The 22,298-nt window shown below is 67.4% G+C and carries 27 protein-coding genes; 11 read left to right on the top strand and 16 right to left on the bottom strand.

What is annotated here, in order from left to right:
* Positions 1-603, top strand: a 603-nt coding sequence (locus ACBJ32_RS58710; RefSeq protein ID WP_375134290.1) for an NAD(P)/FAD-dependent oxidoreductase, incomplete at its 5' end; no start/stop codon positions are given.
* Between the two features lie 198 nt (positions 604-801).
* Here ACBJ32_RS58710 and ACBJ32_RS58705 read toward each other — a convergent pair.
* Complete coding sequence (locus ACBJ32_RS58705; protein WP_375134289.1) at positions 802-1,929, bottom strand: hypothetical protein; 1,128 nt, start codon at positions 1,927-1,929, stop codon at positions 802-804.
* 296 nt (positions 1,930-2,225) lie between these two features.
* On the opposite strand from ACBJ32_RS58705, the gene ACBJ32_RS58700 reads away from it, so the two are divergent.
* The 4 genes from ACBJ32_RS58700 to ACBJ32_RS58685 are packed head-to-tail and all read left to right on the top strand — an operon-like array spanning position 2,226 to position 3,457.
* Positions 2,226-2,489, top strand: a complete 264-nt coding sequence (locus ACBJ32_RS58700) for a hypothetical protein (protein ID WP_375134288.1) — start codon at positions 2,226-2,228, stop codon at positions 2,487-2,489.
* Positions 2,465-2,785 (top strand): hypothetical protein, encoded by a 321-nt coding sequence (locus tag ACBJ32_RS58695; protein WP_375134287.1) that lies wholly within the window; start codon positions 2,465-2,467, stop codon positions 2,783-2,785. The genes ACBJ32_RS58700 and ACBJ32_RS58695 overlap by 25 nt, the downstream gene beginning before the upstream one ends.
* Positions 2,766-3,077 (top strand): hypothetical protein, encoded by a 312-nt coding sequence (locus ACBJ32_RS58690; RefSeq protein WP_375134286.1) that lies wholly within the window; start codon positions 2,766-2,768, stop codon positions 3,075-3,077. Before ACBJ32_RS58695 ends, ACBJ32_RS58690 begins: the two co-directional genes overlap by 20 nt.
* The gene (locus tag ACBJ32_RS58685) at positions 3,074-3,457 is read left to right on the top strand and encodes a PolC-type DNA polymerase III (RefSeq protein ID WP_375134292.1); all 384 of its coding nucleotides are present in this window, start codon (positions 3,074-3,076) and stop codon (positions 3,455-3,457) included. The genes ACBJ32_RS58690 and ACBJ32_RS58685 overlap by 4 nt, the downstream gene beginning before the upstream one ends.
* Positions 3,458-3,908: 451 nt before the next feature.
* Here ACBJ32_RS58685 and ACBJ32_RS58680 read toward each other — a convergent pair whose 3' ends face one another.
* The 11 genes from ACBJ32_RS58680 to ACBJ32_RS58630 form a co-directional block, all read right to left on the bottom strand.
* Positions 3,909-4,967, bottom strand: a complete 1,059-nt coding sequence (locus ACBJ32_RS58680; protein ID WP_375134285.1) for a hypothetical protein — start codon at positions 4,965-4,967, stop codon at positions 3,909-3,911.
* Positions 4,968-5,115: 148 nt separating this feature from the next.
* The gene (locus tag ACBJ32_RS58675; RefSeq protein ID WP_375134284.1) at positions 5,116-8,118 is read right to left on the bottom strand and encodes a LamG-like jellyroll fold domain-containing protein; all 3,003 of its coding nucleotides are present in this window, start codon (positions 8,116-8,118) and stop codon (positions 5,116-5,118) included.
* A gap of 41 nt (positions 8,119-8,159) precedes the next feature.
* A complete protein-coding gene (locus tag ACBJ32_RS58670; RefSeq protein WP_375134283.1) occupies positions 8,160-8,525 on the bottom strand; it encodes a hypothetical protein in 366 nt (121 codons plus the stop codon).
* 494 nt (positions 8,526-9,019) lie between these two features.
* A complete protein-coding gene (locus tag ACBJ32_RS58665; RefSeq protein ID WP_375134291.1) occupies positions 9,020-9,730 on the bottom strand; it encodes an abortive infection system antitoxin AbiGi family protein in 711 nt (236 codons plus the stop codon).
* Positions 9,731-10,201: 471 nt separating this feature from the next.
* Entirely contained in the window at positions 10,202-10,984 is a 783-nt protein-coding gene (locus ACBJ32_RS58660) for a SigB/SigF/SigG family RNA polymerase sigma factor (protein WP_375134282.1), read from the bottom strand.
* 131 nt (positions 10,985-11,115) lie between these two features.
* Positions 11,116-11,610 carry a hypothetical protein gene (locus ACBJ32_RS58655; RefSeq protein ID WP_375134281.1) on the bottom strand — a complete coding sequence of 165 codons (495 nt, stop codon included), beginning with the start codon at positions 11,608-11,610 and terminating at the stop codon, positions 11,116-11,118.
* Between the two features lie 6 nt (positions 11,611-11,616).
* On the bottom strand, positions 11,617-12,222 hold the full coding sequence (locus tag ACBJ32_RS58650) for a hypothetical protein (RefSeq protein WP_375134280.1): 606 nt from the start codon (positions 12,220-12,222) through the stop codon (positions 11,617-11,619).
* A 594-nt stretch (positions 12,223-12,816) separates the two neighbouring features.
* Positions 12,817-13,113 (bottom strand): GlsB/YeaQ/YmgE family stress response membrane protein, encoded by a 297-nt coding sequence (locus ACBJ32_RS58645; protein ID WP_375134279.1) that lies wholly within the window; start codon positions 13,111-13,113, stop codon positions 12,817-12,819.
* A 237-nt stretch (positions 13,114-13,350) separates the two neighbouring features.
* Positions 13,351-14,763 carry a LysR substrate-binding domain-containing protein gene (locus ACBJ32_RS58640; protein WP_375134278.1) on the bottom strand — a complete coding sequence of 471 codons (1,413 nt, stop codon included), beginning with the start codon at positions 14,761-14,763 and terminating at the stop codon, positions 13,351-13,353.
* Positions 14,757-14,993 carry a hypothetical protein gene (locus ACBJ32_RS58635; protein ID WP_375134277.1) on the bottom strand — a complete coding sequence of 79 codons (237 nt, stop codon included), beginning with the start codon at positions 14,991-14,993 and terminating at the stop codon, positions 14,757-14,759. Before ACBJ32_RS58635 ends, ACBJ32_RS58640 begins: the two co-directional genes overlap by 7 nt.
* Before the next feature lie 19 nt (positions 14,994-15,012).
* The gene (locus ACBJ32_RS58630; RefSeq protein ID WP_375134276.1) at positions 15,013-15,231 is read right to left on the bottom strand and encodes a UBP-type zinc finger domain-containing protein; all 219 of its coding nucleotides are present in this window, start codon (positions 15,229-15,231) and stop codon (positions 15,013-15,015) included.
* A 475-nt stretch (positions 15,232-15,706) separates the two neighbouring features.
* On the opposite strand from ACBJ32_RS58630, the gene ACBJ32_RS58625 reads away from it, so the two are divergent.
* From ACBJ32_RS58625 to ACBJ32_RS58615, 3 genes are all read left to right on the top strand, one after another.
* Positions 15,707-16,000 carry a hypothetical protein gene (locus tag ACBJ32_RS58625; RefSeq protein ID WP_375134275.1) on the top strand — a complete coding sequence of 98 codons (294 nt, stop codon included), beginning with the start codon at positions 15,707-15,709 and terminating at the stop codon, positions 15,998-16,000.
* Between the two features lie 571 nt (positions 16,001-16,571).
* Positions 16,572-16,826: a lipopolysaccharide assembly protein LapA domain-containing protein gene (locus ACBJ32_RS58620; protein ID WP_375134274.1), complete on the top strand. Its 255-nt coding sequence runs from the start codon at positions 16,572-16,574 to the stop codon at positions 16,824-16,826.
* Between the two features lie 361 nt (positions 16,827-17,187).
* The gene (locus tag ACBJ32_RS58615) at positions 17,188-17,703 is read left to right on the top strand and encodes a DUF5994 family protein (protein WP_375134273.1); all 516 of its coding nucleotides are present in this window, start codon (positions 17,188-17,190) and stop codon (positions 17,701-17,703) included.
* A gap of 31 nt (positions 17,704-17,734) precedes the next feature.
* Here ACBJ32_RS58615 and ACBJ32_RS58610 read toward each other — a convergent pair whose 3' ends face one another.
* Complete coding sequence (locus ACBJ32_RS58610) at positions 17,735-17,911, bottom strand: hypothetical protein (RefSeq protein WP_375134272.1); 177 nt, start codon at positions 17,909-17,911, stop codon at positions 17,735-17,737.
* A gap of 439 nt (positions 17,912-18,350) precedes the next feature.
* Between ACBJ32_RS58610 and ACBJ32_RS58605 the strand changes: the two genes are divergently transcribed.
* From ACBJ32_RS58605 to ACBJ32_RS58595, 3 genes are all read left to right on the top strand, one after another.
* Positions 18,351-18,716, top strand: coding sequence for an STAS domain-containing protein (locus tag ACBJ32_RS58605; RefSeq protein WP_375134271.1), 366 nt, complete (start codon positions 18,351-18,353; stop codon positions 18,714-18,716).
* Positions 18,713-19,084: an STAS domain-containing protein gene (locus tag ACBJ32_RS58600; RefSeq protein ID WP_375134270.1), complete on the top strand. Its 372-nt coding sequence runs from the start codon at positions 18,713-18,715 to the stop codon at positions 19,082-19,084. The genes ACBJ32_RS58605 and ACBJ32_RS58600 overlap by 4 nt, the downstream gene beginning before the upstream one ends.
* Positions 19,085-19,197: 113 nt before the next feature.
* Positions 19,198-20,247, top strand: coding sequence for a protein kinase (locus ACBJ32_RS58595; RefSeq protein ID WP_375134269.1), 1,050 nt, complete (start codon positions 19,198-19,200; stop codon positions 20,245-20,247).
* A 73-nt stretch (positions 20,248-20,320) separates the two neighbouring features.
* Here ACBJ32_RS58595 and ACBJ32_RS58590 read toward each other — a convergent pair whose 3' ends face one another.
* The 3 genes from ACBJ32_RS58590 to ACBJ32_RS58580 all read right to left on the bottom strand — a co-directional run bounded on the left by ACBJ32_RS58590 (position 20,321) and on the right by ACBJ32_RS58580 (position 21,898).
* Positions 20,321-20,539: a three-helix bundle dimerization domain-containing protein gene (locus ACBJ32_RS58590; protein ID WP_375134268.1), complete on the bottom strand. Its 219-nt coding sequence runs from the start codon at positions 20,537-20,539 to the stop codon at positions 20,321-20,323.
* 89 nt (positions 20,540-20,628) lie between these two features.
* Positions 20,629-21,189, bottom strand: coding sequence for a DUF6328 family protein (locus ACBJ32_RS58585; RefSeq protein ID WP_375134267.1), 561 nt, complete (start codon positions 21,187-21,189; stop codon positions 20,629-20,631).
* A 97-nt stretch (positions 21,190-21,286) separates the two neighbouring features.
* Complete coding sequence (locus ACBJ32_RS58580; RefSeq protein WP_375134266.1) at positions 21,287-21,898, bottom strand: LPXTG cell wall anchor domain-containing protein; 612 nt, start codon at positions 21,896-21,898, stop codon at positions 21,287-21,289.
* Positions 21,899-22,298 lie beyond the last annotated feature (400 nt).

The raw sequence follows: 22,298 nt of genomic DNA, 5'->3' as shown, positions 1-22,298 counted from the left end.
ATCTTGCCCCGTCATGGCGGCCTGGTCGGCGAGGGTCATCGTCACTGTCTCAATCGTCCCGTCTCGCCCTGCTTCGCATCAAAAGGACTCATATATCCCATGTATCACAGCAGTCTGACAGAGAGGGAGATGCTCGCCTACGCGCCCGCCGCACCGTTGTTCCGGGCGCCGACCGGCGGCTCGGTGAGCCCGACCGGTGAATACTGGCGGCAGACCGCCGACGGCCAGATCATCATCGGCGGCCGCCGGGACCTGGATGTGGGCTTCGCGACCACCGCGCAAACTCCGACCGATGAGGTGCAGGCGGCCGTCGAGCGGGTCCTGCCCGGCCTGTTCCCCGAGCTGGATCTGCCGCCTGTCACCTCCCGCTGGGCCGGGGCGATGGCCCGTACCCCCGATCAGATGCCCCTCGCCGGCCCGGTGCCCGATGTGCCCGGCGCCTGGTTCGCGGTGGGCTGCAACGGGCACGGACTCGCCTTCGCCGCCTTCCTTGGGCATGCACTGGCCCAGGCGGTCATCGATCGCCACGCCCCCGACGCGCTGGAACCCTTCTCACCCACGCGCCCCACCCTTAACGGTCCGGTACACCCATTCGCCGAGTGAACCAACGCCCGGTGGCCCGCGTTCACCTGCTGCTGGCCGGAGCGGGTTTCGAAGGGCTTCGAGGATCTGGAGACGGCCTCGGATCAGGTCGTGCGGCACCGGTCTCTGCCCTCGCTCACTTTCGCGCGCTGCCGGAACGACGGAAGCCGCCATCACATGTGCGGACGCGGCACCCGCGCTCTGTGGCAATGCGTGGCGCTACAAGAGGCGCTCGCGATGAGCGGCAGCTTCTTCCCGGACTTCCGCGAAGAACGCCGCTGTGCGGCGTCTCTGCCATTCCTCATCGTCGAGGTCTTCGGTCTCGTCGAGTTCGGTCGCGTCTTCGGCGTAGAGCAGCCAGCAGCCCCGGATGCCGCTGAGTATGTCTTCCAGCAGGTCGAGGGCCGGGCGGGCGGGATCCAGCGGTGTGATTCGCAGGTCGAGAGCGTCCAGGCTCGGCTCGGGCTGGTCCTCGCGCCAGTCGTTGAGGAATTGTTCGGCGGCGGCGATGCGCTGCTGGAGTGCCCTGATGTCAGGGATCTCGCCTTCCGCGACCCGCAGGGCGTCGCGGATCAAGGGCATCACCGCCTGGCGAGGCGTGGCGCCGTCGGCCATCAGCTCCAGGACGAGGGTGGGCGTCTCATGGGGGAGTGCCTCGATGTTGTCGGCTTCAGCCGCGACCTGGGTGGCGGGGAGACCGGTGGACTCCGCGGTGACGATGGCGGCCGCGTCAAGCCAGTGCGCGGCGGCGATGGCGGCCGCGGCCGGGTCGATCTCGGTGAAGAGCGCTTCGGGGCCGAAGGGGTTGTCGTGCAGCAGGTTGCTGGCTTGGGCGACTTGGAGCGGGGAGGCGTCTTCGCGGGTGAGGGTGACGGCCTGGCGGGCGCGTTCGGTCAGGTTGCCCAGTTCGGCTTGTTCGATGGCGGCCAGTTCGGCGCCGACGTCGATGGTGACGCGGGTGGTCAGTTCGGCGGCGTTGAGGGCGTGCAGGGCTCGGCCGACCTGGTGGGCGGCTTCTTCGACCTGGATGTAGGACTGGATCAGGTAGCCGTCGGCGGGCAGGTTGGGGTTGGTCAAGGCGGTGAGGACGGTGGTGAAGGCGTCGCGTTCTTCCTGGCGGCGTTCGCCTTCGGAGCTGGGCTCGTGGCTGTCGGCGGCGCTGGCCGGGTGGGTGTAGCAGCGCCAGCAGATCTCGGAGAGCTGGGTCAGTCCCCTGGCCAAGTTCAGGGCGTCGTGGCTGGGGATCCCGTCCGGAAGGTCGGCGACGTCCACCGCGGTGTCCCCCGACCCGGTGCTCCAGGAGGCGATGAGGGCGTTGCGACGGTGGTCGACGGCGTACCGGGTCAAGGGGACTCCTCGCAGGTGAGGGAGAACGGTGCTGGGACATGCTCAGCATGGTGCATCGGGGGTCGTGCGAGGACGGGAGGCACGGGCGAGTCTCTTCCTTCGCTTGCCTCTGTCAGTCGGTCAGCGAGAGGCGATGATCCCTCCGGCGCGGGCGTGGATCAGGCCGACTTGTGGTTTTGGTGCTCGGCTACGGCCGGGCGTCGCACAGCCCTCAATCTCTCGTTCGAACCAGGCGTGGCCTGCCAACTCAGTGCGGGTTGAGGTGCCGCGGGGTGGGGTGGGGGTACCGTCAGCGTGTGGACGCGTGTGCTGAGCGGATCGCCTTGTTCCTCGCCGTGCGGGACGTGCCGTACGCCACGGACGGCGCCCACGACGCCCAGACGCTGATGGCCTTCGGGCGTGGCGACTGCCTGGCCAAATCCGCCTACCTGATCGAGGGCTTGCGGGCGCTCGGGTACCAGGCTCGGCGAGTCCGGTGGTTGTACTACCTGCCCGACCGGCCGGCCGAGGTACGGCTGCTGCCTCACGGGAGGACGTGCATTCGGCGGCCGAAGCGTTGATCGATGGCCGGTGGACGCTGGTGGATGCCACCCACGATCCGCCCCTGGCCGCCGCCGGGCTGGCCGTCGCCGTATGGGACGGCATCACCGACACCGTCCCGGCCTACGAACCGCGCGGGCCGCTGTGGCGACCGGGGGACGGACCCGAACCGGTGCCGAACGCCGGCGGGGACGAAACCGCCGATGTCGACTGCGGCGACCGCTATGAGAAGGCGTTCAACCGGTGGCTGCGCGAGGTTCGTGGCAGAGCCGCAACGAACGCACAGCGACATGGGTATGGGACGGCTGAAATCTGAGGCCGCGCCGCTCTACCGCGATGCCGCCTTTGCCCGCCACACCTACCTGGTCACCGATTTCGAGCCGCTTACCCCTGCTGGGCGGCCCGCCGTTCCGGTGGAGGTGGCGGTCCTCGCCCTCACCGTCGCCGGCGACGGGCTGTCGCAGATGTGGAGCTTCGAATCGTTGATTGCGCCGCCCGCCGAGGTGCCCGTCACCGTCGCTGACGTGCGTATGACGGGTACCACCACGGCGATGCTGGCCACGACCGCGGGCCCGAGCGGGTCACGGCTGAGCTCGTCCGTCGGCTGACGGCGCCGCCGTATCGGCTGGTCGCCCACCACGCGCCCACCGAGGCAGGACTCATCGCCCATCAGCGTTCGCACTGTCCCGTCCTGGCGGCTGTCCCGTTGCTGGACACCGTACGGCTGACCCGCGCCCTGTACCCGGAGCTGCCGTCGCACCGGCTCGACTATCTGATGAGGTATCTGCGGATCGAGCCGCCTGGGCGTCGTCATCGGGCGATGCCGGACGTACAGGTCACAGCGCGGGTCTTCGAGCGCCTGGCGGCTGAGGGCGGGCGCACGGGACGCTGGCGCACGCTGTCCGATCTCGACCGGGTGGGGGGGGCTGGCGCCCAAACGTATGGCGTCACCGGGCGGAGTCCAGGTCGGACTGGTCTGAAATCTTGAACGCGGTTGTTTAGCGTGGTCAGGGGACTGCTGGCGCGTTGTTCGTCGGTGGCGGGTGGCCGACATCGCGCTGTCGGTGCTCGATGAGCATCTGCACGGGCCGTGGCGGCCGGGCGGAGCGTTCTCCTACCTTCACCTGGTGGAGGCTGGCCAGGTTGCTGCGTGAGCGGCACCGCTGGAGCTGCAAGGAGTTCCGCCGACGGCACACCACGCCCACCGGGCGTCCCAGCCCGTGGGTGCAACCAGCCCGTCAGACGGCGGCGTCCGTGGAGAGCCTGGTACTCGCAGACAGGTACGCCGGGTCCGTAAGGCGGTCAGGAGAAACGGACCGGTCGCAAGACCGGTACCGCGCTCCGGGCCGACCTTACGAACTGGTGAGGATCCGTCAACTAACTACTGCCCGGCGCCAGCCGGACGTCAAAGCCCTGGCGGCTTGCTCTCAGAGAGTAGGTCAGGGGTTGAGGATATGCTGCTGGACGGTCGGCCAATCCGTCCCAAGAGCTTCCTCGGCGAGCTGAAGCGAGGACAGTTTGGGGTTGGTCTGTTCGATCTCTCTAAGCGCGACCCGGATGGCAATCCCAGCCTTCCATCGCAACCTCATGAGCTCAGAGTTCGCAGCGGACGATTCATATTCATTGGTAGCCTGCAGCCAATCTCGGCCGAGGCGGAGTGTGCGGTCCATGACCTCTGTGTGGAGCGCCTCCCCGGGGACATGCCCCGAGCCGTAAGCGCTACGGGCTTCTGCGATCTCCGGCCATTCAAAGCCGAACTTCGCGACAAGCAGGTCGATGATCCGGAAGAGCAGTTCAGACTTATTGCCGTCCGGTGGATTCGGAAGAGTCGGCGGTGAGGCGATGGCATCACCGTGTGCCGAATCGCCGACGCGGACCGGAACGTCGACGTAGACGACTTCGTGGGTTGAATTCAGCCACTCATCGGTGATGCGGAGCCCTGATCGGGCTTCCAGGATCGCCAGCGCCGCCGCCTTCTGTGCGAGAACGCCGGCAGGACTGTCCTCGGAAAATTGGTGGATGAATTGCAGCTCTTGGCTGAGCGCTTCCGGGTTGGTTCCGCCGGCCAGCTCGCGTGAGAAACCTTCGGGGAAGTGCGCGACGATATCCCCGTCCTCGGCATAAGCGATGGCCTCCCAAGTTCTGCCGCCCCACTCGATTCCCAGCGCCGACGCACCACTGCTCAGAACGCGGCAATAGTCTCTCAAGGAGGCGGACTCGGAGGACAGGTTGAGGATCGATACCGTCCCGTCTCCTGCGGACCGATGGACAAAGAATGCCACTACCGGGCAGTGCAGCGTTATCGGAAGCTCGTATCCGTCTTCCTGGCGAACCTCCGGCGGGGTCCCACCCGCGAGGACTTCGTGGATATCGTCGATCTCAATCGGTTGTTGAGCTTTTGGCGTGACAGAGATCCACCACATTCGATCGGACAGCCACTGAGCGGAGTTGGAACGCAGCAAGCGCAGGTAGTAGTTTGTCGCAGCAAGATCGTACATGGTGCCTGATACTACTCCTCGATAAGCCGATCGGGAAGATGGTGCACGCCGAGCCGGCCCGGGAGCGCTGAAATTTCCGTTTCGGCACCCGGGCCGGCCCAATCAGGGTGTGCTTATCGCTTGACGCTGGAAGGCGTCGCCCGATGCTTTACCGTCTGCGGTCATCCCAATCTTGGTATTCCTTGGTGGGATCGCCGCAGAGCTGCTCGATCGGTCGCACGGCTATCTTGGTCTTGAACCGGATGAAGAACGGATCGCCATGCAGGATCCGGTCTCGAAGATAGAATCTCTTGTCGAGCGCGTCGCCAGCCTTTTTGTTGTCGTCGTTCGCTATGGGACAGACGGAGAACTTATCGGGATTGGCCGGCTTGTCGCCGTCCCAGAGCGAGGACCACTCCCATCGCTCATATGTGGAGGCGAAGGGATATTCATCGCATTGACGGGTTTGGTTCTGCGTGTAGTTCACTCCCCAGATCTCTATGCACTTCGGCCGCGTGTACTTTCTGCGATAGGTGTCGGCGAGGTCGCCCGACAGTCTGTGGAGCCATGCCCTGCTCTTGTCCTCGCCGCCGCAGCCCTGGATGATGGTCTTTCCCGCGCCTCCACCTGGACCGACGTAGCCGAGAGGCTTCTCGTAGGTGTCGTTGGGGTCGTTGCAGGCCTTCCAGTAATGCTCGTATGCGGCGTCATAGTCTGAACCGGTGCTGAACACGATCGAGGGGATGGCGCTGTCGAAGATGCAGCCGCCATCGCCGGCAATGTAGCTGGCGCTGTCGCACCGAACAATGGCGCGGTCCTCGAGCGGCTTCCCTGAGAGCGAGTAATAGCCTTGGATGCCCGGCCAGGTCGGCCAGTTCACGTACGTCCGGAAACCGTCAATCGTCACGGCCTCCACGTTTGCCTTCTCTTCCGTCTTCGCGGGAGTTCCGTTGTCGTGCACTTCCCAGATGAGCGTCCGCTTCGGATCCGCCTTCTCCTTGGGGCAGCGCAGCCGGAACCGCGCGGTGCTGCCGTCCCAGCTATTTATCGACTTGGTGCGATGATTGACGTTCGGGCTGCCTCCGAATTCGGTTACGTGCTGGCATCGGGTGCCCACCGGGTTCACGCCGATCGTCATTTGGCGCGAACCGATGCCCACGTTGTAGATGTCGTCGAGCTTGTTGTCCAGGTAATAGACGTCAACCACGATGTCTCGTGATGTGGCGCCCTTTGCCTCGTCCGCGCCCAGGCTGCCCTTGCCGTGGAAGGTCTGGACAATGGTCATCACCTTCCCCTTCGCCTGGCAGTAGGTGATGCGGCAGTTAGGGGTGGAGCTGTCTATCGCCGTAACGTCGCCGATGGAGCACCAGGCGTAGTGGTTTTTGATCCAGCCCTCCGGACGACCGGCTTTGGCGATTTCTTTCTTGCAGTCGTCGGGGGTTATACGATCGAATTCATAGATGGGGATCGGGTCGTCCGCGGCCGGCGCGTTCTGGACGACGGTGTTGCCGGATTCACGCTTGGCCGGGCGAGTATCCGCGGGGGCGGCTGCGGTGATCCTCACGCTGATGGTGTGCCAGCCGGTCCAGGCGCCGTCGGCGCCAGGGGCGGTCGCGCGGGCGCGCCACCTCACCAAATCGCCGTCTCCCAGCCGCCCACCGGGAACCTGCAGCGTCACCCGGGAGTCGGCGCGCTTGGCGGTGGCCTGACCTGACCAGACCAGCTGCTCGCCCTCAGCGGTCTCGTCCGCCTCGACGGACTTGCCGGACTTGCTGGCCTTGGCGGGGATGCGGGAGATCTCCATCTCCACTTTCGCCTCACCGTCGCGCTGGGCGGGCAGCCAGGTGGTCAGGCGCGGGGTGAGGGTGGAGGCGACGGTGACGCCGTCCATGGTCCGGCTGCCGTCGACCGTCAGCTTCGCGATCCCGGTGTGCTCCGCGGTAGCCGTGTTCAGCCTTGCCGCTGTACTGGTCGCCGCGGCGCCGACGGGGGTGTTCATGTCGGTTTGGATTTCGGACGCGGTCTGGACGCGGTTGTAAATGCGCACGTCGTCAATCAGGCCGCTGTAGAACTCGTCCAACCAGATACTGTTGCCGCCGAGGCGTAGCGCACCGCCGTTGTCGGCGAGGTTGCCGGTCATGGGTGTCTGGTCGATCTGGGCACCGTTAAGGTACAGGGTGACGATGGTGCCGTTGTAGGTGACGGCCAGGTGGCTCCATTGGTTGACTGGCAGCGGATCGTCGCCGACCACGGACTTGGAGGTGGTGGCGTTCTCCAGCCAGCCCAGGGGTGCGCCGCCGTAGGAGGCGTACAGGCCGTAGGCGTGGCCGTTGGTGTTCTCTTTCGACAGTACGGTGTGGTAGCCGGCCGCTGTGGCCGGCTGGATCCACGCCGAGAATGTCAGTGTGTTCGTCAAGCGCAGCGACTGGGCATGCGGGACGGTCACCCAGCTGGAGGTGCCGTTGAAGGACAGGGCCTTGCCGTGCTTGCCGTTGGCCCAGGTGGTGTCGGTGGCGGCTCCGGTGTTGTTCTGCCCGGAGGAATCGCCCACGGTGGTGCCCGTGCCCTCGTCCATGCCGTACGCGGCCACCAGGCCCGGGTTCGCCGGCGGGGCGGTGACGGTGGCCGAGACCTCGTTCGAGGACGGGCTGAGGTTGCCGGCCGCGTCGGCGGCGCGGACCCGGTAGTAGTACGTCCCCGCCGACAGGCCCGCGTCGGTGAACGTGGTGGCCGGTGACGAGCCGACCTGGTTCGCGGCCGACGGGGTGAAGGCCGGCGTGGTGGAGCGGTGGACGGTGTAGGCGTGCACGCCCACGTTGTCCGTCGAGGCCGTCCAGGTGAGCCGCGCGCTTCCGGCGGCGCCCGTCGCGGCGAGCGAACCGGGCGCGGTCGGCGCCTGGGTGTCCGGCGACGGCGTCCTGCCGATCGGGGTGGTCATGTCGGTCTGAATCTCGGTGGTGGTCTGCGCGCGGTTGTAGACGCGCACCTCGTCGATCAGGCCGCTGAAGTACTCGCCCCATATCTGGTTGCCGCCGATGCGCAGCAGGCGACGACCGCGAGCGGAGTTTCCCAGGTCATCTCCGAGGTCCGCCGACGGAGCACGGTTCTCGTCAGCTGATCCGCTCCGGCCGTGCAGGCGCGACTTCGGGAAGGCCGCTACAGAGGGCGCCAACGCGGGTCTCGCAGGACGTCTGTTGCCGTCCGAAGGGGCTCTTATCCCAGGTAGCCGGAGCGGGATACCCAGACGGAGGGACGGCAGATGCCGAAGGTACGTCCCTGACACAATTTGAAGACGGTGATGCGGCTGATCATGGTGGAGTCGGTCCCGCAGCCCCATCGGGCTCCATTTGTGTCAACAACCGTCCACTTCTGCAGATAGGTGGTCGCGTACTCTACCCGCACGGCCTGCCCGTCGTCTTGCAGATCACACACCTCGATGTGCGTGCGATCGGCCGAGACAGTGACCGAGCCCCAACCCGCATCATCGTGCCAACCGCCAGTTGGCTGCGCAGAAGCGGGCGAGGGAGCGGCAGCGGTGATGGCGAGGGCGGCAGCCGCCAGGGGAAGGCGAGCGGACATGAGCGAACCGTTTCAGTGAAGGGGCTGGGCAACGGTGTCACTCTGGACCTCACGAAGTGCAAGGTCCTGCACGTCAGCTGGGCTGGCGACATACTTTGATCAACAGTTGGGCGTCACCTCAACAATCAAGCGATGCTGGCGGGGACGTGGTCTTCCTGTAGGCCCCAGGTGTCAGCATGCTTGCGTTGGGCCGGTGTGCTGTGAGCTCTGGGGGATGGGTCATGCCGGTTCGGCGACTCCGGTCCTGCTCATGCCGCCTATCGCGGTCAGCGCCTGTTCCACGTCCTCATGGGTGCGAATGGCGACCTTGGCGCCGGTGATCTCCAAGATCCGGGCCACCCGGGGTTGCAGCCCGACGAGATGGACGGCGTCGTTCCCTACGCGACGTGGAGCATGGGATCTCATCCAGGGCCCACTGCCCGTGCCATGCGAAGGCCCGGCGGCGATCCGCCACCTGAGGTCTCAGGATCGGTCTATCTGCGACATGGCGACGATCATTCGTTCGAGACCCCAATGGGGGTCCAGGATCGCAGGAATGCGAGCATCGGTCCCAACCTTGGATAGAAGGTCGGCGAGAGGGCTAGATGATCGTTTTCAGGTGCGAAGATGGCAACAGCGTTGCCGAGCGAGAAGTTGAAGGTGCCATTGTGCCTCCATTCTCGTTCCCAGGCGAACTCCTTTCGATAGGTGGTGCCATCACGACGCGTCCCCGTTCCCATCTGCTCGATAAATGGGGTAAGCCGGAGGACCGGCGGCAGCCCGCCCGGCTGGGTAAAAGGGAGGTTGAGCTGTTCAAGGGCCTGGTCGATTAGCTGTTGCAGGGGGTTGGTGAGCCAGTCGTGGTCAGGCGTGATGTCGAGATACCAGACCGGGTTCACGCCACTCTTGCGCGCCCAGTCTTTCGTGAATGCCACGCCGTATTGAGACAGTCGGACATTCCGCCCCGCAATTGGGGTAGACATCGCCCAAGCATGTTCTATAGGCGTCTCGGTAAAACAGGCGACCCGCTGGGTTGCTTCATAAGGAGTGTTTCGGAGCTGCTCGGCGGCCATACCAAATGATGCATTCGCCCTTATCTGCCCGCTTGTCAGGATAGATAAAATATTGTCTCGCGCAGAGGTTGAGGTGTCGCGCGTGAAGTGCACAATGAACGTTGAGAGGTCGGTGCGCCGCTGAAGGATGTGATCAATTGGCTGACCGTCCATATCGGTCACCCGTACTCCCCTTTGTCGATCCATTGTAGGGGCTCGGACTTGACGCCCAGCTGGATTACATGCTTGAGATCTGCTCTCGAGTGGACTTCAGTCCGATCCCGTTTTCTCTCCTCGAGTACACAGTTTGCGCCTGGTCCACTCCAATAGGCGTTGGAGTAGCTGCTCGCGTTCGCCGGCGTTCTCCGAATTTGTGGGAGGGGCGTGCGCAGCGAGATCTTGGGCACGGCTGGCGGCGATGCGCTCCTTCGACCAGCGTGGGGCCGGGCGTATGGCGCTCCTGTCGATCCCTGGAGCGATACCCCCCCGGGGTGGTGGTGGCAAGGCGCTCGAAAGGGCCAGTCCGGCGTGGTTGACACCGCCCGGCACGAACTCCACCTGGGCCTGCCCTTCTCGGGGCGAGCGGCTTTGACGCCGCTCTGCACCGTGATCACGAGCCCTCCAGATGTGAGCATTCGGCCCGGGTTAGTCGATCAGTGCCTTGCGTAGGCGGCTCAGGACGTTGCGCAGGATGCGGGAGACGTGCATCTGGGAGAGTCCGATCTCGGCGGCGATTTCTGCTTGGGTGTGGTTGCCGTAGAAGCGCAGCAGCAGGATGTGCTTGTCGCGGGTGGGCAGGGCGTCGATGAGCGGTTTGACGGATTGCGTGCCGATGAGGGTGTCCAGTGCTTCGTCGGTGCAGGGCAGGAAGTCGGCCAGGCTGACGCGGTGGCCGCCGCGGCTGTCGGGGGTGTCGATGGGGGCATCCAGCGACAGGGCGCTGTAGGCGGCCGAGGCATCCATGGTCAGCAGGACGTCCTCCTGCGACAGGCCCAGTTCAGCCGCCAGTTCGGCGACGGTCGGCGAGCGGCCCAGGGCCTGGCTGAGGTCGGCGGACAGCCGGATCAGCTGCGAGCGGCGTTCCTGGTGGACGCGGGGAACCCGGACGGCCCACGCGCGGTCCCGGAAATGGCGTTTGACCTCGCCCGCCATGGTGACGGTCGCGTAGCGGCGGAAGTCGTGACCGAGGCTGGCGTCGAACCCGTTGATGGCCTTGACCATGCCGACGTAGGCGCACTGCAGGAGATCTTCCATGGGTTCGCCCCGATTGCGGTAGCGTCGCGCGAGGGACTTGGCCATCCAGGCGTGCATCTCCACCAGCCGCTCGCGCAGCCGCGCCTGGTGCGCTGGCGAGGCCTGCGGCCGGGCAATTTCAGTCAGGAGCTCTTCGGCGGTCATCTGTTCCAGAGGGATGTCCAGGACGGCCATCTGTTCTTTCCTTTGCTTCCGGTGCCGTGCAGCCGCCCACCAGCAGCCCACCGGCCGGGTGGCGGACGAGGGCGGTCAAGCCAGCGGGACGTGCACGACCGCTGGCCTTCACCGCGTCGGCATGGGCGGGGTTACGGGGTCGCCTGCTCGTCGGCGAGTGGCAGCAGCCGGTGCATGACGTCGCGGTAGGAGCGCAAGGCCAGTCTCAGCTGCTCGGTGTCGTGGTCGCCGGGGTTCTTCCACAGGTCCTGCAGCTCACGGATGCGGCCTTCCAGCGCCTGGTGGACCGTGGCCGTCATCTCCTCTAGGAGCGAGTGGGCGCGTTGCACCGCATCGCGGGGGTCGTCGACGAAGCACGACTGAAGGTCGCGCCAGCGGTCCTGGACATCGGCCGGGTCCCTGCCGAGCAGAGACGCCGCCGGAACGGGCGATGCGGGTTCGGATGCGGAGGGCGGCTGTTCCGTCTGGTCGAAGACGCGCTGGTCAGACAGCGTCGCCAGCTGGGCGGCGTCGTTGCTGTGGTCATCGTTGTTGCGTGTGTCGACGGGTACGGGCCGGAGCGGCGGTGTGTCGGCGAGTTCGTCGGGCCGCTCATCAAGGCGTTCGGGGTCGTTGCGGAGGTCCATGTCGGGTCACCTTTGCTGGGAGTCGTCGATGAGTGCCGGTGCCTTCTCGCGGGCTTCGGCCGGGTAAGAGTGGTGCTCGTCGCCGTCGTCGAGGAGTTCCTCGAACAGGACGCGGTAGTGCACTATGGCTTGGCGCAGGTCCTCGGTGGAGGGCTCGCCCGGGGCGGCGCGTCTGCTGATCTCGCGGGCTTGGCGGTAGTGGTGCAGGGTGCGGCTGTGCACCACCGACAGGTCCGCGAGCTGCTGCCGAAAGTCTTCGGTGGGATATCCGCGCTCGGCCATGACGGCTGTGACCAGTTCGTCGGCCTCGGTGACGGCGGGCCCCGGGGCGTCTGCGAACCGCTCCTGAAGCGTGGCCCATTGCTGGGCGTAGGTCTGCCGGGAGGCGGGGGTGAGCGGCGTGATGTCGAGGCTGGCGAAGCGTTTCTCCCGGGCGCGCAGCTCCTGCTCGGCCTGGCCGCGACTGTCTTGTTCGTTCAGGGTGTGGTCGTATTCGGGGCCGAAGCGCCGGCGCAGGCGTTGCCGGCGCTGGCGCAGCAAGACGTAGCCGATGGCCAGCGCCAGGACCACGGCCACGGCGACGGCCACCCAGAGGATGGTCACGATGGACATGTCTGCCTCCTGCAGATGTCGATGCCTTTCGCACACGAGGGGTGAGGACGGGGCATAGGCAGCGGGTCAGGACGTAGATCGACGGCCGGCCGCTTTACGCCGATACCGGAGACCGATCCTGGCCGCCCATGCAGGACGGGCCACGGGCGGACCGGCACCCGCCAGAACGGGCAGGCCGTACCGCCCGGTTCCGGGCCGGGATGCGATCTCCGGGCGGCCTCGGCGCTTCTTTCAGAGACGATCGTCCAGGGCCCGGCGGATGCTCCCCTGCCGGCCGTCGCCGCCGGGTGGTCGACCAGGGTGGGTGGCGGCCGATCATTGATGTGGTCGTCGATGACGTCCTGGCGGCTGCGGACGGTCGACCGGCTCCGGCGTGACCTCGTGCGCAGCAGCAGCCCGGCGGCGCCGCCGAGCATCAGGATGACCCCCACGATGCGCAGGTCGAGGCCGCCCACCGAGCCGTCGGCCAGGGCGAAGGCGAGAATCGCGCCGACGACGATGACCGCGATGGCCGCGGCGATGGGAATCAGGCCCCGCCCCCGCCGCAGCAGGCGCGAGAGCCGCGGGGTGGGTTGCGGAGGGTGCTGGGCGCGGTCATCGCCGACTGGCCCAGCGGCCTGAACGGCGGCCGGTGCGCCGACCAGTGATCAGGTTGTAGGCGAGCAGCAGGACTGCCGCGCCGGCGATGGCGCAGACCCAGGTGGACAGGTTGAAGAAGCCCTGGATGCCCGAGACGTGGAACACCTCGGTGGCCACGAAGCCGCCGAACAGCGCGCCGGCGACGCCGAGTACGAGGGTGATGATCAAGCCTTGCTGGTCCTTGCCGGGGACCAGCATTCTGGCCAGCAGCCCGGCGACCAGTCCGAGGATGATCCAAGCGATGATGCCCATGGCACACTCCCTGTGGCGGTGCATCGATGTCTGCGCGGGATCGGTCTTCCGGACCGGTCGAAGCAGGAGGCCGGCTACCGCATGATGGGGCGGCGCCGACAGTCGAACTTGTTCACTTCGAGCCAACACCCCCGCGTAAGGGGCCGAAACCGGCGATCTGTGAAGGGGTCATCTCCAGGACCGATCACCAGAGAGAGAACAGGGTGGTGTGGCGCGACCAGCGGTGAGCCCGGCGCGTCACACACCACCGGGGCCGATGGCACTCGGCGCGCCTTCGGCGGGCGCCGGCTCGGTGGTCGGCTTGGTGGCCGGCTTGGTGGCCGGCACGACGGGTTGCAGCCAATCGAGCCGCTCGGCCAGCCGCCGGGCGCTGTCGATGACGGTGGCGATGTGCGCAGAGGGGTTGGCGTCGTGCCACAGCAGTGACCAGGGGTAGTGCGTCGTGGGGTCGGCCAGGGGCCGCCAGGTGGTGCCCGGCCGGTTGGAGGAGCGGAAGGAGGACGGGACACAGTACACGCAGCGATGCTGGAGTACGAGGTCGCTGGCGGCCCGGGAGCTCTCGACGGTGCCCTCGTAGAGGGCGGGCGTGAACCCGGCTGAACGGCACAGCGCGAGAACGAACTGGTTGAGTTCCGGCGTCTGCGATTCCTCACCGAGCAGCAGCAGCTCGTCGGCGAGGTCGGCGACGGGCACGCCGTCGAGGTCGGCGAAGCGGTGGTCGTCGGGCACCAGCACGCCGAGCGGGTCGAGCCTGATCAGCTTGGAAGTCACCTCGGCCGGGGACTGGGAGGCGTGTCCGATGGCGACGTCCAGGCGGCCGTCGGCCAGTTGCCGGTACTGCTCGGGGGTGCCCGCTTCTACCTGGTGAATGGTGATGCCGGGATGGTTGTCCTGGAGTTCGCGCAGGATCTGCGGCATGGTGTCGTAGCCGGCGTCGATGATGCCGACGCGCAGCGTGGGCACCGGCGCGGCGGCGTTGCGTGCGGCCTGCGCGGCCCGGCTGACGTGGTCGAGGATCTGACGCGCCTCGGCGAGGAAGGCGGCGCCGGCGGGGGTCAGGTCGACGTGGTGGGTGCTGCGGTCCAGCAGCCGCACGTCCAGCTCGCGTTCCAGCCGCTGGATCTGCTGGCTCAGCGCGGACTGCACGATGTGCTCGCGGGCGGCCGCGCGGCCGAAATTGAGCTCTTCGGCCAGCGTCACGAAGTAGCGCAGCTGCCGTAATTCCATGCCCGCCACCCCTTTCCTGCCCGGGCGGCGCCGATGCGGGCTGTCATCTCCCACTCTAGGGTGCCTCGTGGGCGAGTGCAGTTCTGGAGGGACGCGGCGCATGGCCGGGTCGGCCAGCAGGTCCGGGGCGTAGCGTTCGGCCGGGGTCGGATCGCCGTCGAACAGCCAGCCCAGATGGGCGTGGGCAAGCCCCCGAAGCTGCCCGCGCAGGCCGGTGCCGTACCGGTAGGGAGAGTGCGGATCGCCCGGCCGGTCGATGAAGGCGTGATGGCGGCGATGCACCGCCACCCAGTCGATCACGTTGCCCTGGAAGCCCATCGACCCGGCGACCGCCAGCACCACGCGCAGCCAGGGCCGGGCGGTGAAGGAGGCATGGGTGAGCTGCCGGTGGAAACCGACCGTCACCCCCAGCCCGGTCACCACGTACAGGACGGCGGCCAGCAGCAGATCGGTGAGCGTGACTCCCTGCCCCCACGCCAGGAGATCGCGACACCGAGCGCGACGAACGGCACCACCACGATGCCCGTCGTCAGCACCACCTGGAGCCGACCGGCCGCGACGTACTCTTCCGCTCCGGGGAAGGGCGAGGTGCCGTCGTAGTCCTGACGGCGCTCCGCCGCCTGCTCGGAAACCGGTTGTTCGGAAACAGTCATGGAAACGGCCTTCTTCTATCTATGCGGTGCGGCGGTGCACGTAGCACCAGCGCCAGGTCGACCGTGGCTCCAAGGTGGTGGCCACCGGGTGGTCGGTCTCCTGGTAGTGGGCCTTGGCGTGGCCGCCTTGCGCATCGTCGGAGCAGGCCACCCAGCCGCAGGTCAGGCACACCAGCAGGCGCGTCCAGGTCTGGCCGAGGGTCAGGCATTCCTTGCATTCGGCCGGTCCGTACTGCACCTAGGGGAGTCGGTCGATGTGATCGCAGCGCGGGGCCTGACCGTTCAGGCCTGCACGGTCGGTGGCGTCCGTTCCTTGTGCGTCCAGGGTCATGACGACCCCCTCACGGTGACAGCGACGCAAGGTGTGCCGACTGGTCGCTTTCCAGTCAAGGTGCTCAGCCGGCTCGGCGGAAACACGCAATCTCAGCTGGCCTCATCAGCTGCGGCGATAGCGAGTCTGCGGGCACGTCGCCGCGCCATACCTGCCCTGGCGGGGAGACGCCTTCAAGGGGCCACCCGGATCGGCTTGCCCTGCCGGATTGCGACTTCGAGGGCCCGCCGGACCGCGAAATCGGTCGGAGAGCTCATCGGCGCGAACCTCTGACCACTTTATGCCGAGAGTGGAATTCGCTCATTTGTGCGAAATTTCCTTGCTATTTATTCCGGGTGGGTATTGAGTAAGGAATGCAAGCCAAGGAAAAGGGGAGGCTCTTATGAGCTTCGTACAGATTCTGGAATTCGACACCAAGCGCGCCGGAGAAGTCGAGTCGCTCATGAACGAGTGGCGGACGCAGACCGAGGGCACGCGCTATGTAAGACGCGAGGTCGTGGCGAAGCACCGCGATCGCCCCGATCACTACGTGGCCGTCGTGGAGTTCTCCTCCTACGAGGAGGCCCAGCGTAACAGCAAGCTGCCGGAAACCGACCGGTTCAACGCGCACATGTCCAAACTGTGCGAGGGCCCGATCAAGTTCTCCAACTATGACGTGATCCGCGACAAGAGCTGATCTCCAGCTGAACATCGCGAAACGCTCAACCTGTGCTGTGGCGTGCGAGAATATTCTCGCGTCATGGCGCGGGCATTTTTGTGCCGGCTCTCATATCGCGCCGAGTACGATGGCGTCCGGACAGATCGGGTTGAGATTTCGCGTAGCAGACGCCCGGGGAAGAGGCGGGGGCGAGCCGTTGATGGAATGCTGGACGGATCCAGCGGCTGGGAACGGCGGACCTGCTTGAGCATTGGGGCGTGTGCCTCCGGCACGCAGGATCCGGCATGACGGCAGGCCCGAAGGGCGCTCGCGGCGCTGACCACCTGACCGCTGCTGTGGTGAGCGCGCGCTTGGCGTGCCGGGTGCGTGACGTAGAGTCGAGGTATCCGGAAACGACGACATCCCGCGCTTGAGGTGCCTGCCAGGCCGGCCCACCGAAAGGGTGGTCATGGACATCCTGCACCGCTTCCGTACCAGATCCGGGTCATCCGCTGAGACGGCAGAAGCCGATGTGCCCCAAGGCGAGAGCTCACCGGCACCGGCCGTGCGCCCTGCGGATTCCGGCTCAAGCGCCGAACACTCCAGTCCGGTGCCCGTCACCCGCACCAGCGTGGCCTGGGCGGGCGTGTGGGCCGCCGCGCTCGTGTCCGTCGCCTTCATCGTGTTCATGCTGCAGAACACCACCGCCACGCAGGTGTCCTTCCTCGGCCTGCACGGCACGCTGCCGCTGGCGGTCGCGATGCTGATCGCCATGCTCAGCGGGATCCTGCTCACCCTGGTGCTAGGCACCGCCCGCATCACCCAGCTCCGCCGCCTGGCCATCCGACGCCGCCAGCACCGCTGACCGGCGAGCACCCGCACATCGGAAACGTTTCGCCACCACATCGCCCCGGCAGCCAAGAGGCAGCGCCGGCGAAGTGTGGCCACCGTGTGGGTGGGCAGGCGGACAAGTTCACGGAGGGCGAAAGAGCTGCATGCGGGACGGGAGGAAACGTGGAACGGGCAGGCCCGGGGACGCGTGGACCGGCTGCTCGCGGCGCTGGCCGCGGCCTCGCTGCTGCTGGCCACCGGCACCTGGCGCGGCACGTTGACCGGGCTTCTTCTGGGGTTCCCATGATCTGGCTGCCGGAAAGGCTCGGCCGGGCCCACGCCCTGCGCCGGCCGACCTCGACACACGACCCCGCACGACGCTGGGAGCCGTCCTCATGACCGGCCCCGGCCGCGAGCGGCTCAGCCTGGACCCCGCCCTCACCCGCCGGGGCGCGGTCGACGGCGCGTGGTGGCCCGCCACCTACGACGCCGGCGCGGAACTGCCCGCCCTGATCGCCGCCATCGACCAGCACCTGCAACTGCGCGTTCTGCGCGTGGGCCTGCACGTGGACATCTGGCACAACATTCCACACCGCATCGCCGCCCCCGGGCGTTACGTCAAGGTGGGCTGGTTCCGCACCATCGATCCCCACGTCGTCAACCTGATCACCCGGGGGACGGAACATCTCAACCTGCTCATCATCCCGCCCGGCACCGCACCCGCCGCCGCCACGAACGCGCTCGGCCTGGCCACCCGGTGCCGGCGCCGAACACGTGCCGGCGATATCCTCACCGCCGCGAACCACAACGGCGCCTCCGGCGTCACCGCCGAGCAGGAACAGAGCCTGGCCGCTTGGGACAACGAAGGCGGGCGGGCCCCACAGGCCGCCCCCGGCGAGCCCACGTCCTGATCACGCGTCATGACCGGAGACGGCACAACCCTTACGGCTTACGCCTGGCCAGCGCCTGCTCGGCCGCGGCGCTCAGCAACCGGGCGGCGGAGGCCATCTCGGCCAGCCGACCAGGCGTCATCTCCTCCAGACAGACGGCCAGCCCCTGCCGGTCACCACGACAGGCCAGGCTCATCGCGTGCCGAACGGCGAGGGCACGGGACGCCATGCCGATCGCCGTCAAGACGTCAGCCAGGGCCTGATCCACGCCGGCGTCCGGATCCGGCGGCCGCGGAGGTTGAGCAGTCAACGCCACCATGCCGTCCTTGAGCTCCGAGCGCCATCACCGATGCCGGCGTGCCCCCGCTGCGCGGGCTCTGCGCCAGATACCGGCTGTGCACAACAGGAGAGTCTCCTTCATCCCCCACGAAACGCCATGAGCGGTGGGCCCGTCAATCCACGCTGATCACCACACCGACCCGCGGCCCCGCTGATCACCGCTGATGATAAGCGTGGTGCAGATTGCCGCTTTCCACCCGGCCGAGCCCGCCAGACGATCAGATCATCGCACCAGACTGCTCCGCTCACGCTGGCTCCCGAGCAACGTGTTCATGGCCGCCTCACACCCGCGGCCACCTCAACCCGCACCCCCGCCCGTAGGAGTCAGCATGAACACCGCGGACACAGCCTGCACTCGCATCCCTGACACGCTCGCCGTTCGGCTCCTGCGCATCACGCCGCTTGCCGATCCCGCGGGCGTGCGGCTCGAAGGTGAGCTCGACCGCGCGACCCTGCCCGCCCTGACCCGGGCGCTGGCGTCGATGGCCGACGGCGGCGGCTTCTGCGCCGATCTGAGCGGCCTGGCCTTCTGCGACGTCGGCGGGCTGCGCGCCCTGGTCACCGCCCCCGCCGGTTTGCGCGGCGGCCAGATTCTGACGTTACGCTCGCCCTCCCCGCAGCTGCGACGCCGACTCCAGCTTACCGGCTGGGACCAGACGGCCGGCCTTCGCCTGCAGGAGCGGAGCAGCTCATGACAACCCTCGATCCCCGCACCGGGGAAGGCCTGTGGCTCATCCCCAACACCGCCACCGTCATCCGCCTGTGCGGCGAACTGGACATCGGCACCGGCGAGGCGGTACGTGAACGCCTGCTGCACGTGTTGCGGCACAGCACCAGCCTGCTCATCCTCGACCTGTCCGGAGTGTCGTTCTGCGACGCCGCCGGACTGGGCATCGTGGTCGGTGTCCAGCGCCGGGCCCGATCCCTGGACATCGTCCTCGGCCTGGCCGCCCCCCGCCCGCATCTGGCCAGGGTGCTGTGCCTCACCGGCCTGGACAGCAGCTTCCCGATGTACGGTACGGGTACGGGCAGGGTCGGGGTCGGCCCCGTGCCAGCGCGGTGAGACGTCGTCGGCACAGGCCTGTTCTCGCCGCCACCGCCACCAGGACGACCGCCAGGCCATGCCCTCGTCTTCCCGCTGAGGCGACGGCCAAGCTGGATCGGCTGTGGCATCAGGTGCTGGGAGAAGCCCAGACGCAAGCGGCCGCGATCATCGCCCAAGCCCGCACCGACGCCGAGCAGATCATCGCCACGGCCAAGCTACAGCGCGCGCAAAGCCGGCACCCGCCCTCGCACCAGGCCAAGCCGGGGCAAGCCGCGCAGACGGCGCCCGCGATCACCGGTCATCCCGCACCTATCATGGTGCTCAACGACCGCTGGCGCATCTACGCACCCCTCAACGCCGACGCCAGCGCCATGGCCACCCTGTACCAGGCCTACGAGCCCGCCGACCCCGCCACCATCGTCGTGGCCAAGGTGTTCCACCAGGCCCACGGCGACCCCCAGCGGTTTCGCACCTTCCTGCGCGAGGTACGTGCCATGCGCCTGCGCCACCGGCACATCGGGCAGATCATCGATGCCGGCCAGGACACCAGATCCCAGGCGGTCTACCTCATCTCACCCCTCTACCAGCCAGGCAGCCTCAACCTCCACCTCCACGGCAGGCCGGGCACCGACGTCTCCCTGAGGTGGAGCCTGTGGATCCTGGACCAGGTGCTGGCCGGGCTGCAGGCCGCCGCCGCCGACGACACCTTCCACCTCGACATCAAGCCGCAGAACATCGTCCTGGACGGCCCCGCAACCATCAGGATCATCGACTGGGGCATGTCACAACTGCACCAGGCCGGTAAAAGCGTCTCGACTGTCCTTCCCGGCGGCACCAAATGGTTCGCCAGCCCCGAGCAGCTCGGCGCCATCGACGCCGCCCCCGGCGGTCTGTCCGACCTGTACGGCGTCGGCGCCCTGGCCTACTGGCTGCTGACCGGCCTGGCACCGCTGCGGCGCGAGCTCGAAACCGCCGTCGGCGCCGACGCCGACCTGCTGCAGGTCCGCCACCTGATGCAAGCCGGCACCCGCCCCGAACGCGCCGATCACCTCACCCCGGACGTGCCCGAACACCTGGGCCGCCTCATCGACCAGTGGCTCAGCTACGTCCCTGCCGATCGCATTCCGAATGGGATGGATCCCACCGCCGCGCTCGGCTGGGCGCGTACGGCCTTGGGCTGACAGCGCCCGAATCCGTATCCCGAGGTGGTGACTGGAAGTGCCCGGCCTCTTGGCCTTCGTGGATGCAGGGGCATCAGCGCGAGGAGGCGGATCGGCGCAGCTCTTCTTTGGTGATCCGCTCGACGAAGATCGGAACGAAGTCCCGGATCGGCCGCCCGTCAAAACGGTGGTGCCCCGCCAGGACCGCACAACGTACCCGTTCAGCCGAATGGCTGCGGGAGAAGGCTCTGGCCAACCGCGCCAGCAGGTCAGCCACCGCCAGGTGTTCACGTTCGGCGACGTCAATGTCCATGTACTCTCCCCAGGGGGCCGGAGGGCCCGGCTCGCCGAGCACTTCGGGTCCTGCTCGCCTGTGCCCGGCCAGTCAGTGGCTCGCCTTCGTCAGGGGGTTGTCTGTGGTGGGTCGGCCGCCGCCTGACGGCGCAAGTCGATGATCGGCTGCAGGAACCACAGCCAGGAGGTCGCCAGCGCTGCCGCGGCGCCGAACACGATGGCCAGCCAGTTGCCGAGCACGACCTCGGCCACCAGCGCCATCGCGGCGGTGACCGCGACCGCCAGAGCTATGGCGCCGGCCAGGCCCAGATCGTTGGCACGATGCACGATCTTCTCCTTCAGCCCGGTACGAAACAGCAGCCGGTGCTGAACAGCGGGCGTGGTGAAACAGAGCGAGGCGGTGGCCGACCCCGTCAACGCGACGAGGAACAGCCAGAGGCCCGAGGTGTCCAGCTTGGCGAAGCCGCTCTGAAACGGCATCGCCAGCAGAAAGGCGAACAGCACCTGCACCCCGGTCACCATGACCCGCAGGCCCTGCAGGAGCTCGGCCAATTCACGGTCGATGCGTTCCTTGTGGCTTTCGTCGGCGCTGCTCTCCTCGGCCGTCCCGGCAGCCGGTTCGCCATCGGCGAGAAGACGGCTTTGGCTCTCTTGCCCAGGCAAGGCCATAGGCCCGACACCTCCGTGGGTTTCCCGTGGCACGATCACGGGGGTGGTTCATCCGTCGCGTGTTCCGCTGCTCGCGGCCTCCTGAGCGCTCTGCGGCCTACCGGCGGGGACCCGCTGTTCCGTGTGCGTGTGTCAGAGGTGAACGAGCGGCAGCCCCAGCACGGGCAGGCCGCTGGTCGCCGCCGAGGAGGGCGTCGAACAGGGCGTGATAGTGCGTCATGGCCTGCCGCAGTTCCTGGATCGACACCCAGCCGCTCGTGGCGCGCCCGCTGATCTCATGGGCCTGGCGGTAGTGCTCCAGAATGCGGCTGTGCCGCAGCGACAGCTCGGAGGCCTGCTGCGCGAAGTCCTCGGTGGCATATCCGCGCTTGGCCATGACGGCCCGTACCAGCAGATCGGCCTCGCAGACCGCGGGGCTCGGCTCGTTCACGAAACGCTCCTGAACCGCGGCCCATCTGTCGGCATAGGCGCGGCGTGATCCGGGATCGAGCGGCTGTATGTCGAGTGGCCCTGATCGCGTTCGACGCACTCGCTGCTCACGCTCGGCCGCCCTGCGCTCGCCCGCGGCGGCAACCGTGCGCTCGTACTCGGGGCCGAATCGCTCTCGCAGGCGATCTCGACGCCTGCGCAGCAGGAAGAAGCCGAACGCCGACGCCATCGCCATCACCCCGACGATGACGGCCGCCCACATCACGGTCTCGGTGAACATGACCGCCTCCGCCCTTGGATCGCCGGCGCATCCTGGCCGAGGACAGGTAACCGGACACTGCCAGCCAACACCGTTTACCCGAGGACGGATACGGGCGTTCGAAGCAAGGCTCATCACGGGAACTGATCACAGCCAGCGACCGCATCGGGTTCGGCTGTGGCCGCGAAGACGCTCACCGGGGCCAGGCGGGGGGCAGGTACGCCGGCTTCGCGACGGAGGTAAGGCCGTACGGGTGGTGGCACACCCCCGAGGTCATGGCGGACCGGGCCGAGTGGCCAGGTCGGTGACGGCTCCGGTGGTGCTGGTGGCCGCCAGCGCGGTGGCGAACAGGATGAGCTGGTTGAGCACCTTGAGGAAGAGCAGCATCGCCACCGCTCCGGTGACGACCTGGTAGGCGGGG

It is taken from the genome of Nonomuraea sp. GTA35, assembly GCF_041950525.1.
Classification (GTDB): domain Bacteria; phylum Actinomycetota; class Actinomycetes; order Streptosporangiales; family Streptosporangiaceae; genus Nonomuraea.
The sequence above is the reverse complement of the archived record's forward strand: the minus strand, read 5'-3'. Positions and strand labels throughout refer to the sequence as shown.

Bases quoted from the DNA above. Each gene is read 5' to 3' on its own strand.
- ACBJ32_RS58590 (WP_375134268.1), bottom strand. From the start codon at position 20,539: ATGGACATTGACGTCGCCGAACGTGAACACCTGGCGGTGGCTGACCTG.
- ACBJ32_RS58605 (WP_375134271.1), top strand. From the start codon at position 18,351: ATGAACACCGCGGACACAGCCTGCACTCGCATCCCTGACACGCTCGCC.
- ACBJ32_RS58610 (WP_375134272.1), bottom strand. From the start codon at position 17,911: ATGGCGTCCCGTGCCCTCGCCGTTCGGCACGCGATGAGCCTGGCCTGT.
- ACBJ32_RS58585 (WP_375134267.1), bottom strand. From the start codon at position 21,189: ATGGCCTTGCCTGGGCAAGAGAGCCAAAGCCGTCTTCTCGCCGATGGC.
- ACBJ32_RS58580 (WP_375134266.1), bottom strand. From the start codon at position 21,898: ATGTTCACCGAGACCGTGATGTGGGCGGCCGTCATCGTCGGGGTGATG.
- ACBJ32_RS58655 (WP_375134281.1), bottom strand. From the start codon at position 11,610: ATGGACCTCCGCAACGACCCCGAACGCCTTGATGAGCGGCCCGACGAA.
- ACBJ32_RS58665 (WP_375134291.1), bottom strand. From the start codon at position 9,730: ATGGACGGTCAGCCAATTGATCACATCCTTCAGCGGCGCACCGACCTC.
- ACBJ32_RS58660 (WP_375134282.1), bottom strand. From the start codon at position 10,984: ATGGCCGTCCTGGACATCCCTCTGGAACAGATGACCGCCGAAGAGCTC.
- ACBJ32_RS58670 (WP_375134283.1), bottom strand. From the start codon at position 8,525: ATGTCCGCTCGCCTTCCCCTGGCGGCTGCCGCCCTCGCCATCACCGCT.
- ACBJ32_RS58635 (WP_375134277.1), bottom strand. From the start codon at position 14,993: ATGACTGTTTCCGAACAACCGGTTTCCGAGCAGGCGGCGGAGCGCCGT.
- ACBJ32_RS58645 (WP_375134279.1), bottom strand. From the start codon at position 13,113: ATGGGCATCATCGCTTGGATCATCCTCGGACTGGTCGCCGGGCTGCTG.
- ACBJ32_RS58615 (WP_375134273.1), top strand. From the start codon at position 17,188: ATGACCGGCCCCGGCCGCGAGCGGCTCAGCCTGGACCCCGCCCTCACC.
- ACBJ32_RS58625 (WP_375134275.1), top strand. From the start codon at position 15,707: ATGAGCTTCGTACAGATTCTGGAATTCGACACCAAGCGCGCCGGAGAA.
- ACBJ32_RS58600 (WP_375134270.1), top strand. From the start codon at position 18,713: ATGACAACCCTCGATCCCCGCACCGGGGAAGGCCTGTGGCTCATCCCC.
- ACBJ32_RS58650 (WP_375134280.1), bottom strand. From the start codon at position 12,222: ATGTCCATCGTGACCATCCTCTGGGTGGCCGTCGCCGTGGCCGTGGTC.
- ACBJ32_RS58690 (WP_375134286.1), top strand. From the start codon at position 2,766: ATGGGACGGCTGAAATCTGAGGCCGCGCCGCTCTACCGCGATGCCGCC.
- ACBJ32_RS58680 (WP_375134285.1), bottom strand. From the start codon at position 4,967: ATGTACGATCTTGCTGCGACAAACTACTACCTGCGCTTGCTGCGTTCC.